At 64.5% G+C, this 14,964-nt stretch carries 14 protein-coding genes; 8 read left to right on the forward strand and 6 right to left on the reverse strand.

The window, feature by feature from the left end; all coding sequences use genetic code 11:
• Nucleotides 1-10: 10 nt before the first annotated feature.
• Together HBNXHr_RS05755 and HBNXHr_RS05760 are read right to left on the reverse strand one after the other, a co-directional pair.
• The gene (locus HBNXHr_RS05755; RefSeq protein ID WP_275740312.1) at nucleotides 11-574 is read right to left on the reverse strand and encodes an NUDIX domain-containing protein; all 564 of its coding nucleotides are present in this window, start codon (nucleotides 572-574) and stop codon (nucleotides 11-13) included.
• A 112-nt stretch (nucleotides 575-686) separates the two neighbouring features.
• Nucleotides 687-1,100, reverse strand: coding sequence for an Lrp/AsnC family transcriptional regulator (locus HBNXHr_RS05760; protein ID WP_275740316.1), 414 nt, complete (start codon nucleotides 1,098-1,100; stop codon nucleotides 687-689).
• Between the two features lie 102 nt (nucleotides 1,101-1,202).
• Here HBNXHr_RS05760 and carA point away from each other — a divergent pair, with 102 nt between their 5' ends.
• On the forward strand, nucleotides 1,203-2,249 hold the full coding sequence (carA, locus tag HBNXHr_RS05765; protein ID WP_275740317.1) for a glutamine-hydrolyzing carbamoyl-phosphate synthase small subunit: 1,047 nt from the start codon (nucleotides 1,203-1,205) through the stop codon (nucleotides 2,247-2,249).
• Nucleotides 2,250-2,259: 10 nt separating this feature from the next.
• Here carA and HBNXHr_RS05770 read toward each other — a convergent pair whose 3' ends face one another.
• The 4 genes from HBNXHr_RS05770 to HBNXHr_RS05785 all read right to left on the reverse strand — a co-directional run bounded on the left by HBNXHr_RS05770 (nucleotide 2,260) and on the right by HBNXHr_RS05785 (nucleotide 4,813).
• A complete protein-coding gene (locus tag HBNXHr_RS05770; RefSeq protein ID WP_275883505.1) occupies nucleotides 2,260-2,886 on the reverse strand; it encodes a hypothetical protein in 627 nt (208 codons plus the stop codon).
• A 207-nt stretch (nucleotides 2,887-3,093) separates the two neighbouring features.
• On the reverse strand, nucleotides 3,094-3,942 hold the full coding sequence (locus HBNXHr_RS05775; protein WP_275883506.1) for an isoaspartyl peptidase/L-asparaginase: 849 nt from the start codon (nucleotides 3,940-3,942) through the stop codon (nucleotides 3,094-3,096).
• Between the two features lie 5 nt (nucleotides 3,943-3,947).
• Entirely contained in the window at nucleotides 3,948-4,400 is a 453-nt protein-coding gene (locus HBNXHr_RS05780) for a UPF0179 family protein (RefSeq protein ID WP_275740322.1), read from the reverse strand.
• A gap of 26 nt (nucleotides 4,401-4,426) precedes the next feature.
• A complete protein-coding gene (locus tag HBNXHr_RS05785; protein WP_275883507.1) occupies nucleotides 4,427-4,813 on the reverse strand; it encodes a DUF5820 family protein in 387 nt (128 codons plus the stop codon).
• A gap of 454 nt (nucleotides 4,814-5,267) precedes the next feature.
• Between HBNXHr_RS05785 and HBNXHr_RS05790 the strand changes: the two genes are divergently transcribed.
• The 7 genes from HBNXHr_RS05790 to HBNXHr_RS05820 all read left to right on the forward strand — a co-directional run bounded on the left by HBNXHr_RS05790 (nucleotide 5,268) and on the right by HBNXHr_RS05820 (nucleotide 14,928).
• Nucleotides 5,268-7,340 (forward strand): serine protein kinase PrkA, encoded by a 2,073-nt coding sequence (locus HBNXHr_RS05790; protein WP_275883508.1) that lies wholly within the window; start codon nucleotides 5,268-5,270, stop codon nucleotides 7,338-7,340.
• The gene (locus HBNXHr_RS05795) at nucleotides 7,337-9,661 is read left to right on the forward strand and encodes a kinase anchor protein (RefSeq protein WP_275883509.1); all 2,325 of its coding nucleotides are present in this window, start codon (nucleotides 7,337-7,339) and stop codon (nucleotides 9,659-9,661) included. Before HBNXHr_RS05790 ends, HBNXHr_RS05795 begins: the two co-directional genes overlap by 4 nt.
• Complete coding sequence (locus HBNXHr_RS05800; protein ID WP_275883510.1) at nucleotides 9,652-10,962, forward strand: YeaH/YhbH family protein; 1,311 nt, start codon at nucleotides 9,652-9,654, stop codon at nucleotides 10,960-10,962. Before HBNXHr_RS05795 ends, HBNXHr_RS05800 begins: the two co-directional genes overlap by 10 nt.
• Nucleotides 10,959-12,977: a SpoVR family protein gene (locus HBNXHr_RS05805; RefSeq protein WP_275883511.1), complete on the forward strand. Its 2,019-nt coding sequence runs from the start codon at nucleotides 10,959-10,961 to the stop codon at nucleotides 12,975-12,977. The genes HBNXHr_RS05800 and HBNXHr_RS05805 overlap by 4 nt, the downstream gene beginning before the upstream one ends.
• A 40-nt stretch (nucleotides 12,978-13,017) precedes the next feature.
• Nucleotides 13,018-13,401 carry a secondary thiamine-phosphate synthase enzyme YjbQ gene (locus tag HBNXHr_RS05810; protein WP_275883512.1) on the forward strand — a complete coding sequence of 128 codons (384 nt, stop codon included), beginning with the start codon at nucleotides 13,018-13,020 and terminating at the stop codon, nucleotides 13,399-13,401.
• A 67-nt stretch (nucleotides 13,402-13,468) separates the two neighbouring features.
• On the forward strand, nucleotides 13,469-14,305 hold the full coding sequence (locus tag HBNXHr_RS05815) for an NOP5/NOP56 family protein (protein WP_275883513.1): 837 nt from the start codon (nucleotides 13,469-13,471) through the stop codon (nucleotides 14,303-14,305).
• The gene (locus tag HBNXHr_RS05820) at nucleotides 14,302-14,928 is read left to right on the forward strand and encodes a fibrillarin-like rRNA/tRNA 2'-O-methyltransferase (RefSeq protein ID WP_275883514.1); all 627 of its coding nucleotides are present in this window, start codon (nucleotides 14,302-14,304) and stop codon (nucleotides 14,926-14,928) included. Before HBNXHr_RS05815 ends, HBNXHr_RS05820 begins: the two co-directional genes overlap by 4 nt.
• Nucleotides 14,929-14,964: the final 36 nt, after the last annotated feature.

The raw sequence follows: 14,964 nt of genomic DNA on the forward strand, positions 1-14,964 counted from the left end.
GACGATGCGCTTAGTCGAGATCCCGGCGCATTGCGATCTCGAACCACGGACACAACCGGAGTTGGCGGTACCAGCGCGGGTTCTCGTAGAGGCGGTCGTATGGGACCCACATCAGGCCGGCGACTTCCGCGGGATCGGGGTCGAGTGATCGGTCCGTCAGCGTCGCCTGCAACACCGAGCAGACCTCGTATTCGAGGCCCTCGTCCATGTAGTAGCGCTTGTACTCGAACCGGTCGGTCACCTCCAGACTGTCGTACTGGTCGGGCGTGACGCCGAGCTCTTCCTCTAACCGCTGGCGGGTCGCCTCGACCTGTGTCTGCCCCTGGACGGGATGGGAGGCGACGGTCCCGTCCCAGTAGGTGTCCCAGAGTCGTTTCTCGGGTGAGCGTTGGGCGAGTAAGATGTTGCCCTCGGTGTCGAACAGCAACGCCGTGAACGCCCGGTGGCGAATCCCCTCGCCGGTATGGGCGTCGAGTCGGTTGACGAGACCCTCCGGATTGTCCTCACCGTCGACCGCGATGACGTCCTCGCCCGCGTTCTCGTGTGCCACCGTCGAATCAGCGTCCGTACTCATTAGCTACCACGTAGGAAGGCTGGTTCAAACAGTCTTCGCTTCCGCCCCTAGGAACTCATTCCAGAACGCATTCCTGCGTCGACGGATCCTCGACATCTCCGACAGCCGCTCACTACCCCACTCGCTCCTCAAGGATCAACCGCGTCTTCGTCCCCATGACTTCCTCCCGCTCCCGGGCCCGCGTGATCAGGTCGTTCACCTCTCCGGTGTCGGCACAGTCGACGATCAACACGACGTCTTCCTCGCCGCTGACCTCCCAGACGAAGTCGACCTCGGCCCACTCGACGAAGTCGTCCGCCAAGGCGTTGTGGTCGACGTCGACGTCGACGGCGATCTCGATCATCGCCTTGACATTACCCGTCCGAGTCGCGATCGTGAACCGTTCGATGACACCCTCCTCGGTCAGGCGTTCGACGCGGTTGCGGACCGTCCCCTCGGAGGTACCCACCTCGTCGGCGATCTCCGTGTAGGGCGTGCGGGCGTCCCGCCGGAGGATGCTCAGGATCTTGCGGTCGAGGTCGTCCATCGAGATGTGTGGCTACCGCGGGTCGGTACTTGAGAATTACGAATTTCGTAACTCTGCTTCGAAAGCAACGCTTATCTGCCGACCTTTCATACGGATCTCGTAATGACAGACGCCTATGTGGCCCTGGAAGGTGAGCGCGTCGTTCAAGCGCGTGCTCGCGCACCGGGAACGACCCGCGGCGAACTCGTCTTTACGACTGCCTACACCGGCTACGAGGAGAGCCTGACGGATCCCTCCTACGAGGAGCAGATCCTCACCTTCTCGTACCCGCTGATCGGTAACTACGGCGTCCGGGAGGAACGCTTCGAGTCCGATCACGTCCACCCGAAGGGCGTCGTCGCGCGTGAGTTGACCGACGACGTCGCCGAGTGGCTCCAGGCAGAAGGGCGGCCCGCCGTCGATCATATCGACACGCGCGAACTCGTCACGGAGATCCGGGACGAGGGCGCGATGAAATGTGGCATCGCGGCCGGCGAGGACGTCACCGAAGAGGACGCACTGGCCGAACTCCGCCAGTGCAAGCACATGAGCGATCACGCGGACATCGGGAGCCAGGTCAGTGTGAGCGAGCCGACGGTGTACAACGCCGACGGCGACGGCCCCGACGTCGCGCTGATCGACTGTGGTGCGAAGGGTTCGATCCAGGAATCACTGGTCGAACGCGGCGCGGTCGTCCACGTCCTGCCCTACGATACGACGCCTGCCGAGGTCGAAGAGCTCGATCCCGACCTCCTGTTTATCTCGAACGGGCCGGGCGACCCCGAGAACTTCGAAGCGGCGGCCGATCTCGTCGACGAGTACGTCGGTGAAACGCCGCTGGCTGGTATCTGTCTCGGCCAGCAGGTCGTCGCCAACGCGCTGGGTGGCGAGACCGAGAAGATGGAGTTCGGCCACCGCGGCGTCAACCAGCCCGTCCGGGACCTCCGGACCGACCAGGTCGTGATGACGACCCAGAACCACGGCTATACGGTCGCCGAACCCGGCGACACGCTCGAAGTGACCCAGATCAACGTCAACGACGACACGCCGGAGGGCTTAGAGAACGACGACCTGGGGATCATCACGCGCCAGTACCACCCCGAAGCGAACCCGGGACCCAACGACTCGCTGTCCTTTTTCGACGACGTGCTCGACCTGGTCGAGGGGTAGGACTCGCCGATCAGGAATCCTCGACCGGCTTTCCGCGATAGGTCACGGTGCGATCGCTGTCCGACTCTCCGGAACTCCCGGTCAACTGGTCGCGGTTTACAGGCCGCCCGCGGTACATGACCCGGCTCGCGTCGTCGCCGTCGGTCGGCTCCGGGTCCTCGGGCTGTCGCTCCTCGATGAACTCGGTCGTCGCATCCAGCAGCGCTTCCGTCGTTTTTCGGTGAATCCAGCAGTGATACTGCTGACGAGGCGTCCGGAGGGCGATCCGATTGGCACGCAGGCCTGTGCTGTAGGCGGCTTTGGCAACTGACTCGTGGGGGATCTCGATCACTTCGTCGTCGGATTCTCCCCCGACCAGACATAGCGTTCGCCGCCCAGTTACCAGGATAACTGTCCGGCGCTCGCCCGTCGGTGACGTCGTGTTTCGCTTCGATCCGAGTCCGATCCCTCGCTTCTTGTTCGTCAGAACGTACGCCGGGGCTTCCGTGTCTTGGAGGTATGTCACCGGCGGTGCGGCGAGCGGTGTCGTCGTCGAGAACTGCCCTTCCCGGCCAGCCAGTACTTCCGCAGTCACTGAGTCGTCCGGCGCCATCTTCGCGAGCGTTTCGGCTTTCTCGACGATCCGCTGGTCGATCATTCCGGCTCCCACCTGACCCGTCTCCCGGTCAGCCGTTGCATGACAGATCGATCCGGCGTCACTGATATTAGCGTTACGAACGTGTCGGTATTATCCGCTCAGGAGATTTATTATGGGGTTTTTCACCGGAAACAGAAACGCAATCGTCGTCATCACTCCGGGATTTCTTGAAATATCTGCAGTTTTACCTCCGCGGTCCGGCTTCGATCACCGCCGCGCCGTCGCTGTCTGCATCGCGTCACTGTTGTACGCACTGCCGGCGGTTCCATCCTCAGCCAGGACGATGACGCCCGCGGTGCCCACGGCACGTTCCTCGAACGATTCGATCGCTTCCCGGGCTGCGGTTTGCGGGGAGCCCCCTGATTCAAGGCGTTCGACTGCGGCCCGCGCAAGCGCCTCGCGGGCGATGTCCTCGCCGGCCCCGGTCGCGCTCGCGCCGCCCGCCGAAGACGTATAGAAACCCGCGCCGATCTGTGGCACGTCACCGACACGGCCGGCGAGTGCGCCCCACCGCCCGCCAGTCGACGTCCCGGCGGCGATTCGTTCGCCGTCGGTTGCGACCGCGCCGACGGTGTCGTGGCCCCCGAAGTGGTCGGCGAGCCACGCGAGGTGGTCGCTGACTGACTCCCCTGGTGAGGCGTCCTGCCAGCGATTTCGTGTCCGTTCCGTCCAGAGGTTGCTGTCCGTCTCGATCCCGTGGGCGAAAGCGAAGTCCCTGGCCGGCTCCCCGGCCAGGAGGACGTGGGGCGTCTCTTCGAGGACGGCGCGGGCAACGTCGACGGCGTGTTCGACGCCCGTCATCGCACAGGCCGCGCCGACCTCGCCGTCGTCGGTCATCAGTCCCGCGTCGGTCCGAATGTCCCCGTCGCTCTGGACTGCGCTCCCGACGCCGGCGTTGAACGCGGGGTCGGATTCGAGGACGTTGATGGTCGCGACGACAGCGTCGAGCGGGGTCGCCGCGTCGAGTCCGCGTGCGGCGGCATTGTCGAGAACGGCCTGGCGTGAGGACGGGTCGTCCGGCGGTGAACCGGCCCCGCCGTGAGCGATTACATCCACGGGCGTCACTCCGACTCGGGGGGTGCGAGTTCGACCTGTGTGAGATCGCGATCCAGCATGCAGTACTCGTGTGGTGGATCGCCGATCACGCTGTCGATCCGGTAGGTCGTCTCGAAGTCGGCCCCCGCCGGCTCACAGAGGCCGTGGCTCGGACACTCCTCGTGGGGACAGGGGCCGTCGAGTTCAACCTTACTGCCGGCGTAGGCACTTTGCTTCGGGACGTTCGCCTGGATCGGTGCCGGTTCAACCTCGACGGCGGTGACGCCGTCGTCGTGGACGGCACATTCGAGGGTGTTGGCCCCCTCGCGGATTGACGTGACCCGGTACCGTCGGCCGATGTCGAGATTGAGACACTGCTCACGGTAGGGACAGCCGTCGCAGGCGGGTGATTCTCCCTGATACACAAATTCCGTGTCGGGTTCGGCGAGACGGGTTCCGAGAAGCGTGATCTGAGCCATTACGGCGACTTACGCCGGCACGCCGATTAAGTCCCTCGGCCCGTAAGTTCGTCGAGACGATCGAGGTACGCCGATCGGGGCACCTGATACCACGAGCGATAGTCCAGATCGCCGGCGTCGAACGCCTTCGCGAGCTCGCGTGCACCGGAGAGCGCCCCCTCGCGATCGTCGTAGACTTCTCTGGCTCCCTCCACCTCGGGTTCGAGATAGAGCGTCACGTACCACGGATCGTCAGCGTCGGGATCCGGGCGACCGGGACGGCGGTCTCGTGATCCTTTTGTCACGTACAGCGTCGGCAGACACGGGGCAGGAAACGCCTCGGTGTCGAAAATGTCGGGTCGGTACACGACGACGAGTCTGGTCGGCTCCTCGCTCCAGACCTCCCACCCGGTCGGTAGCTCTGCAATGGTCACAGATTCCGTTCGGTCCCTCGATGCAAGAACGTCTCGTTTGGAGTCGTCTCCCCGAGTGTACCGCGGCATGGTCCAAGACACTGTCCCCGGTCTCCGTCCCCCCGCCACCGATCCCCCGATGATATTGTCGTCGGTTGTGGCCCGCTCAGTTTTCCATCGAAGCCGATGCGACTTTCCGGCCCATCTCAGCGCAGTATCGATGTGTCCGGTCTGCTGGGGTTCTCGTGTGGGTCACGTCTCCCGTGCCAGGACAACGTTTAAGTACTTGAAAAACTTCTAGCATAAAACGTCGGTGGTTTCCTGCTATCGCCGCTCTGCCGGGATGCGTCTCTCTCGGGCCGGCCTTGGTATGTACACACATCACAATATATGCACCCGCATCAATACCCGGCCCCGGACAGGTCGCTGGCGTGTCCCGGAAACAGGCGAGGTGGGATGAACCGATCGTGATAGCATGAATGGCACCAGAAACACCCTCGAAACGCTCAACGAACACTACCGGGATTCGATCCCGGCCGACCTGCGGGAAACCCGTTCGTTCCAGTGGTATCTGGACGAACTCCAGGCATCACCGAAGATCGCCCGCAACGCCCACCAGCGGGTCGCGGACATGTTCGACCACTACGGGACGACCTACGACGAGGACGAGGGCGTCGTCGAGTATGCACTCGCCGCGACAGACCCGCTCGACGAGGGTGAAAACACCTTCTACGGACGGGTGATCCACGAAGCGATCCACGAGTTCGTCAACAAGGTCAAGAGTGGCTCGCGGGGACTCGGCCCCGAGAAACGGATCAAACTCCTGTTGGGTCCCGTCGGGTCCGGCAAATCCGACTTCGACCGACAGGTTCGGCGGTACTTCGAGGATTACACCATGCGGGACGCCGGCCGGATGTACACCTTCCGGTGGACGAACCTCCGGGACGTCATCCCCGACCAGGACCCTGACGACGATACCGTGCGATCGCCGATGAATCAGGACCCACTGGTCCTGTTGCCCCAGGAACAGCGCGACCGGGTTCTCGAGGATCTCAACGAAGCCCTGGAGGCACCGTATACGATCCGTAACGAGCAGTCTCCCGATCCCGCCAGTGAGTTCTACATGGATCGCCTGCTCACCCACTACGACGATGACCTCCAGGCTGTCCTTGAAAACCACGTCGAGATCATCCGGCTGGTGGCCGACGAGAACATGCGTCAGGCGATCGAGACGTTCGAGCCCAAGGACAAGAAAAACCAGGACGAGACGGAACTCACCGGTGACGTCAACTACAGCAAGATCGCCGTCTACGGTGAAAGTGATCCGCGCGCGTTCGATTATTCGGGGGCCTTCTGTAACGCCAATCGCGGGATCTTCTCCGGAGAGGAGCTCCTCAAGCTTCAACGGGAGTTCCTCTATGACTTCCTCCATGCGACCCAGGAGCAGACGATCAAACCGCGCAACAACCCGCGGATCGACATCGATCAGGTGATCGTCGGTCGGACGAACATGCCCGAGTACCGCGAGAAGAAGGGCGACGAGAAGATGGAGGCGTTCAACGACCGGACCAAGCGCATCGACTTCCCGTACGTGCTCTCCTACGGGGACGAGGCGATGATCTACCGGAAGATGCTCCGGAACGCCGACCTGCCGGACATCCACGTCGAACCTCACACCCTGGAGATGGCCGGCCTGTTCGGCGTGCTCACCCGCATCGAGGAACCCGACGAGTCGTCCGTCACGATCCTCCAGAAGGCAAAGGCCTACAACGGCGAGAGCGAGGGGGCCGAGGACGTCGACCTCAAGAAACTCCGGGAGGAGGCCGCCGAATCGGCCGATATCGGCGAGGGCATGGACGGCGTCTCGCCGCGGTTCATCGGCGACGAGATCGCCGAGGCGATCATGGACTCGATGCACCGCGATCGGGACTTCCTCTCGCCGTTGACGGCGTTCAACCACTTCGAGGCCAACCTCGAACACCACGGGTCGATCCCCGCCGAGCGCTTCGATCGGTACTACCGCTACCTCGAACTCACCCGCGAGGAGTACCGCGACCGGGCGATCGACGACGTGCGCCACGCGCTCGCCTACGATGTCGAGGAAATCCAGCGTCAGGGCGAGAAGTACATGGACCACGTCATGGCCTACATCGACGACGACACCGTCGAGGACGAACTCACCGGCCGGGAGGCCGAACCCGACGAGCAGTTCCTCCGCAGTGTCGAGGAGCATCTCGACATCCCCGAGGATCGCAAGGACGACTTCCGCCAGGAAGTGTCCAACTGGGTCTCCCGTCGTGCCCGTGAAGGAGACACCTTCAGCCCGCAGGACAACGAACGGCTTCGTCGGGCCCTCGAACGAAAGCTCTGGGAAGACAAGAAACACAACATCAACTTCTCCGCGCTGGTCGCCAGTTCGGAGATGGACGACGACGACCGCAACGCCTGGATCGAGGCCCTGATCGAACAGGGCTACTCCCGGGACGGTGCCGTCGAGGTCCTGGAGTTCGCGGGCGCGGAGGTCGCCAAGACCGAACTGGAAGAATGAGTCCCGAACGCACCGATCGACGGGGAAGCGACCGGGCCGGCGGAGACGCCGACAGCTACGTCGCCGCCGCCGACCGCCAGCTGGCCGAGACCTACGAGCCCCCGATGAGTCTCGCGGCCTACGTCGAGACGATCCTCGAAGAGCCACACCTGGCCGCGGGCGCGAGCACGTATCTCCTCGACGCGATCGAGGCCGCCGGGACCCGGACCGTCGTCGAGGAGGGCGAGGAGCGCGAGCGCTACTGCTTCTTCGACGATCCCTACAACGACGGCGAGCACGCCATCCTCGGCAACACGGACGTCCTCAACGGGCTGGTCGAGGACCTCCGGACGATCGCCGCCCGCCGCGGGAAGGCCGAGAAGATAATCTGGCTGGCCGGCCCGACCGCGACCGGCAAGTCCGAACTCAAACGGTGTCTGATCAACGGCCTACGAGCGTACTCCTGGACGGAAGAAGGACGGCGATACACCGTCGAGTGGAACGCCTCGGGTGCGGGGAGTGCCGGCGGCGGGCTCACCTACGGCGACGTCCCTGACAGCGACGATGAGGACTGGCTGGAGAGTCCGGTCCAGACTCATCCCCTCTCGGTCTTTCCGCGGGAGGTCCGTGCCGACGTTGTCGCCGATCTCAACGACCGACTCGGCGACCATCCCGACGTGACCATCGAGACCGACCTCGACCCGTTCTCGCGGGAGGCCTACGAGTACCTCGAAGAGCAATACCGCCGGGACGGCGTCGAGGGGCTGTTCTCGGCCGTGACCGACCCCCACCACCTCCGGGTGAAGAACTACGTCGTCGACGTCGGCCAGGGGATCGGCGTCCTCCACGCCGAGGACGAGGGCACGCCCAAGGAACGGCTGGTCGGCTCCTGGATGGGCGGGATGCTCCGGGAGTTGAACTCCCGGGGCCGGAAGAACCCTCAAGCCTTTTCCTACGACGGCGTCCTCAGCCAGGGCAACGGCGTCCTGACGGTCGTCGAGGATGCCGCTCAGCACGCCGACCTCCTGCGGAAGCTGCTGAACGTCCCCGACGAGCGCTCGGTGAAACTCGATCGGGGCATCGAGATGGACGTCGACACCCAGCTGTTGATCATCTCCAATCCCGATCTGGAAGCCCAGCTCGATCAACACGAACAGCGCGGTGACGCCGATCCGCTGAAAGCACTCAAACGCCGCCTGGACAAACACCGCTTCGCCTACCTCACGACGCTCTCGCTGGAGGCCGAACTCCTCCATCGGGAGCTGACCGGCGAGACGGCCGTCTGGACGGCTGATTCCTACGCGGAACTTGCAGAACGTATCCGCGAACCCGTCCACGTCGAGGTCCGGGAAGCCGAGGGCACGACCGACATCGAACTCGCCCCCCACGCGATCGAGGCCGCAGCGCTGTACGACGTCGTCTCGCGGCTCTCGACGTCGGACCTGCCCGACGCCCTGGACCTGGTCGACAAGGCCCTGCTGTTCGATCAGGGCTACCTGGAGGAGGGTGACGAGCGCATCGACGCCGCGGAGTTCGCCTTCGAGGAGAACACCGAGGACGGCGAGCGCGGCATCCCCGTCACCTACACCCGCGACGTGATCGCCGACCTGCTGTACGCCGACCGCGACCGTCACCACCCCGACCTGGACGTCGGATCGGTGATCATGCCCCGGGACGTGCTGGAGGCGATGGCCGAGGGCCTGTCGGGTGCGCCCGTCTTCGGCGAGAGCGAGGTGGAAACCTTCGAAGAGCGAGTGAATCAGGTCCGGACGTACGTCAGTTCTCGCCAGGAGGAGGACGTGCTGGCGGCGATACTCAAGGAAAAGCGCGTCGAGCGCGAGACCGTCGCCGAGTACGTCGAAGCCGTCTACGCGTGGGCGACCGACGGCCGCGTCGAGAACGACCGCGGCGAGGAGGTCCCACCGGACCCGCTGACGATGCGGGTCTTCGAGGTCGAGCACCTCGGGCGCTTCGACGAGAGTCACTACGACGGCGACGAACCCGGCGAGGCCGTCCGTGCATTCAGGAACGACAAGATCGTGACGGCGATCAACCGCCACGCCTGGGAGTCCCGCGACGAGGGCTTCGCCGTCGAGGCGTTCGACCCCGAGTCGATCCCGGTCATCGAGTCGATCCTCGGCAGTCACGACTGGGACGCCGTCCGGCGCACCTTCGAGGACTTCGACCCCCACCAGTGGGCCGATCCGCCGGCGGGCACCGAGACCGAGCGCGTCAAGGAGCGGACGATCGACGTGCTGGTCGGAGATTACGGCTACAGCCCCGCCTCGGCGGAGTTGACCAGCCGGTACGTCTTGGCGGAGGTGGCCCACCGATGGGACTGAGGGAGGACCTCGAGCGCTACCGCGAGGTGGGCGAGCAGCGCCGCCAGGACCTCGCTGAGTTCATCCAGTACGGCGACCTCGGGGAGAGCCGCGCCGACGCGGTGCGGATCCCCATCAAGATCGTCGACCTTCCGGAGTTCGTCTACGACCGCCGCGATCGGGGCGGCGTCGGCCAGGGCCAGGGGGAACAGCCGGACGTCGGCGATCCCGTCGGCCAGCCCGAACCCGGTGACGGCGACGAGGAGTGGGATCCGGGCGAGGAGGGTGGCGAACACGATTACTACGAGATGGATCCAGAGGAGTTCGCCCAGGAACTCGACGAGGAACTCGGCCTCGACCTCGAACCGAAGGGCAAGACCGTCGTCGAGGAGACCGAGGGCGAGTTCACCGACGTCGCCCGGACGGGCCCCTCGAGCACCCTCGATTTCGAGACGCTGTTCAAGCGCGGGATCACCCGCAAGCTGGCGATGGACTTCGACGGCGAGTACGTTCGCGAGGCACTGAAAGTCGAGGGCTGGGGGCCCGAGACGGTCTTCAAGTGGGCCCGGGCCGACGGCATCCCCGTCTCGCTGGGCTGGATCGAGGGCGAGTACGACGACCTGCCGGCGGGCGAACGCGGCAAGTGGGATTCGATCGAGGCGATGGAGGCGGCCGTCGAGCGCGAAGGGGCGGTCGAGCGGGTCCGCCGGGAGGGCATCGACGACGTGCCCTTCCGCCGGCAGGACGAGCGCTACCGCTACCCCGAGACGATCGAACGCAAGGAGCGCAACGTCGTCGTGGTCAACATCCGGGACGTCTCGGGGAGCATGCGCGAGCAGAAGCGCGAACTCGTCGAGCGGACGTTCACGCCACTGGATTGGTACCTCCAGGGCAAGTACGACAACGCCGAGTTCGTCTACGTCGCCCACGACGCCGACGCCTGGGAGGTACAGCGTGAGGAGTTCTTCGGCATTCGGTCGGGCGGCGGAACGCGGATCTCAAGCGCCTACGAACTGACCCAGGAGATCCTCGAGGCCAAGTACCCCTTCAGCGAGTGGAACCGCTACGTGCTGGCGGCCGGCGACAGCGAGAACTCCAGCAACGACACCGAGGAACGCGTCATCCCCCTGATGGCGGAGATCGACGCCAACCTCCACGCCTACGTCGAGACCCAGCCGGGCGGCGAAGCGATCAACGCGACCCACGCCGAGGAGGTCAACCGCAACTTCGCCGGCAGCGACGACGTGGCGGTCGCGTTCGTCAACGAGCCGGGCGACGTCACCGACGCCATCTACGAGATTCTCAGCACGGAGGAATCATGAGCACCATCGACAACCGCACCGACGCGAAAGAGACCGCACGGCGACTCCGGGAACCGGTCGAGGAGGCCCGAAAGCTGGCTCGCAGCCTCGGACTCGATCCCTACCCCGTCAACTACTGGATCGTCGATCACGACGAGATGAACCGCCTGATCGCCTACGGCGGCTTCCAGGAGCGCTATCCCCACTGGCGGTGGGGCATGGCTTACGACCGCCAGCGAAAGCAGGGGCAGTTCCTCGGCGGAAAGGCCTTCGAGATCGTCAACAACGACAACCCGGCCCACGCGTTCCTCCAGGAGTCCAACGCCCTGGCCGACCAGAAGGCCGTCATCACCCACGTCGAGGCCCACGCCGACTTCTTCGCGAACAACGAGTGGTTCGGGCTGTTCACCGACGGGGTCGACGACCGGGCCGCCGCCGACCGCCGCGGACCGGACGCCACGGCGATGCTCGCCCGTCACGCCGACCGCATCCGGGAGTTCATGGAGGACCCCGAGATCGACCGGGAGGCCGTCGAGCGCTGGATCGACCACGTACTGTGTCTCGAGGACACGATCGACCAGCACGCCGCCTACGCCCCCGTCAAACAGACAGAGGAGGACGGAGAGATCGACGGCCCCGATCCCGAGGCGGCTATCGAGGAACTCGATCTCTCGGCGGAGGTCACGGGCCAGGTGTTCGACGAGGCGTTCTTCGCCGACAGCTCCGACGAGGACGCGGGCTTCCCGCCCGAACCCGTCGAGGATCTCATCGGGTTCCTGGCTGTCCACGGCAAACAGTACGACGAGGAGACCGACAGAGCCCTCGAGATGACCGACTGGCAGCGGGAGATCCTCGAACTACTGCGCCGGGAGGCCTATTATTTTGCCCCGCAGAAAATGACAAAAGTAATGAATGAAGGGTGGGCGGCCTACTGGGAGTCGATGATGATGGGCGAGGAGGCCTTCGCCGGCACTGACGAGTTCCTGACCTACGCCGATCACCAGGCTCGCGTGCTGGGATCCGGCGGGCTGAACCCCTACAAGCTGGGCAAGGAGCTCTGGGAGTACGTCGAGAACCGGACCAACCGCCGGGAAGTCCTCGAACGCCTGCTCCGGGTCGAGGGGATCACCTGGCGCAATCTCGAAAGCGAGGTCGACTTCGCGGCCGTCCGTGAGCGACTCGAACCGCCGGCCTGGGTACAGAACGTTTCCGGGTGGCTGGAATCCATCGCTCCGGACGATTCACGGGTCGACGCCGACGCACTCGCAAAGGCCCGTGACGGCGGGATCGACGTCGATCGCTACCCCTGGAAGGTCCTGACCTACGAGGGACTGGCACAGCGACACTACTCGCTGTTGAAGCCACAGTCTCGGGGCTTTCTCGAGCGGGCGAGCAACTCGGAGCTCGAGTCGATCGCGCGGTACCTCTTTGACGACCAGCGCTACGATAGCATCGAGGCGGCCCTGGCAGATGTCGCGTACACCCGCGGCTGGGATCACATGCGGGAGCTCCGGGAGAGTCACAACGACGTGACGTTCATCGACGCGTTCCTGACTGGTGAATTCGTCACGGCCAACGACTATTTCGCCTACGAGCACAGTCACAAGACCGGCGACTTCCGGGTCTCCAGTGTCGATCCCGAGGACGTCAAACGGAAGCTGATGCTTGAGTTCACGAACTTCGGGAAGCCGACGATCGTCGTCGAGGACGCAAACTACGATAACAGCGGGGAACTCCTGCTGGCTCACCGGTACAACGGGGTTATGCTCGATATCGAGGAGGCGACCGACGTCCTCAAACGTATCTTCGAGTTGTGGGGTCGGCCAGTCAATCTGCTCACAATCACGACGGAGTTCGACGATCGCGATGTCGAGATGGCGCGACGGCGCGATCAGGAACCCAAGTCCGTCGAGGTCGGCAAGCGTCTCCGATACGACGGCGACCACGTCACGGTCGAAACCGTGGAGTGGGAGACTGTCGAGCATCTGGCGGCCGAGGACATCGATTACGACACCAAACCCGACGAGTGGCTGTGAGTGGGCAAGCGTTTTTGTCCGGCATCGCCGACATTACGGTATGGTTGGGAGCCTATCTATCAGTACTGACGAACGGCTGTCAGTCATCGACGTGACTGACAAGGTCGAAAATGCGCTACCGCCAAATGCGAACGGAACGGCAACCGTGTTCGTCCCGCACACCACGGCCGCAGTCACGATCAACGAGGGCGAGCCTCGGCTCATCGGTGACCTCGAAACGGCGTTGTCCGAACTGGTCGACGACAATGGCTGGCACCACGACCAGATAGACAACAACGCCGATTCCCACATTCGAGCGTCGCTGATCGGCCCCAGCGAGACAGTGCCAGTCAGCGACGGTAGTCTCGATCTGGGGACCTGGCAGTCGATCCTTTTCGTCGAGTGTGACGGTCCCCGGACCCGGTCGCTGGAAGTTCGAGCCTGAGCGGACTGTCGGAATCGCTGGGTCGCCAGTCGCGTGCTTTTTCGCCGTGGGGGGCCAACGGACGGGCATGAATACTGAGGCAGCCTGGTTTCAAGGTCTGTCAGCCGACGACGAATCGGCTGCCCAGGCCCGGATTCGGGATGGGGAGGCCGACGAACCGGCCGATTGGCCACACCGTGCCGTCGAGGCCGGCTACGCCGCGGATGCCCAAGCGTATTACGATGCGTTACATTCAATCACAACGGCAGCAGCCAAGGCCACAGTCCAGGAGCGCGAACGGGCCGACGATCAGCAGCTGAAACACGCGGTTCGGGCGATGGACGACTGCGAGCGAACGGCGAACGAACTCGCCGAGCGGGTCGCCGAATGGGCGGGGACGCGGTTGCCGGATGCCGGGTCCGGCGTCGAGTACGCCCGGGAACTTCTGGACGACGAGCCGGCCGATTCTGCTGAGGCTGCACTCGTCTCGCTGGCCCAGCGGGTCGTCGATCTCGCTGATGAGGCGGCCGACCTTCGAGGGAACATCGAGACGACTGCGCCGGCGGTCGCGCCGAACCTGTCGGCGCTCGCGGGACCAGTGTTGGCCGCACGACTCATCTCGCTCGCCGGTGGACTGGAATCCCTGGCGAAAAAGCCCAGTGGGACAGTCCAGGTTCTCGGTGCCGAGGACGCACTGTTCGCACACCTCCAGGGATCCGCACCCTCGCCGAAACACGGGATCATCTACACCCACGAGTACGTCAGCGGAACGGCCCCAGCCGAGCGCGGTTCGGCCGCACGGGCGCTGGCTGGCAAGCTGACTATCGCCGCACGGATCGATCACTACAGCGGTGACCGACGAACCGAACTCGACGCGGAACTCGACGACCGCATCGAAACCATTCGCTCGCGGGGTGATACATGACGCTGCCCGATGGCGTCCGGCGACGTACGTTCGACGGCATGGACGCGCTGGCAACAAGAGGAGAGCCCGTCTACGGGGAAGCCGTTGCGGACGGATGGCGACAGTGGATCGCCGATCGGTCGAAGCTGGGGGCCATGCTGGAACTCGGTATCGATACTGGACTGGCGGGTGGCGAGACTGTCCTGTATCTCGGAGCGGCGAGCGGGACGACTGTCAGTCACGTGGCCGACTTCGCGGGGCCGACTTACGCGGTCGAGTTTGCGCCCCGGCCGATGCGGGATCTGGTCGAGGTCGCCGAAGGTCGTGATCGACTTTTTCCCCTCCTGAAGGATGCACGGGCCCCCGAAACGTATGCTCACGTCGTCGAGCCGGTCGACGTGATCGTTCAGGACGTGGCCACACGTGGCCAGGCGGACGTGGCCCTGGCCAACCGGCGATTTCTCACCGACGACGGGCGGCTCATCATGGCAATCAAGGCCCGAAGCGAGGACGTCACCCGGGAGCCGGATGCCGTCTTCGCGGACGTGATCGACCGGCTGGAGACCGGCTACGAGATCCTCGACCGCCAGTCTCTGGAGCCCTATCACGACGATCACCTGGCCGTGATCGCTCGTCCCCGCTGAGTTGCTGCCGTACCGATTCGATACGCCGTTCCGTCG

It is taken from the genome of Halorhabdus sp. BNX81, from assembly GCF_029229925.1.
Classification (GTDB): domain Archaea; phylum Halobacteriota; class Halobacteria; order Halobacteriales; family Haloarculaceae; genus Halorhabdus.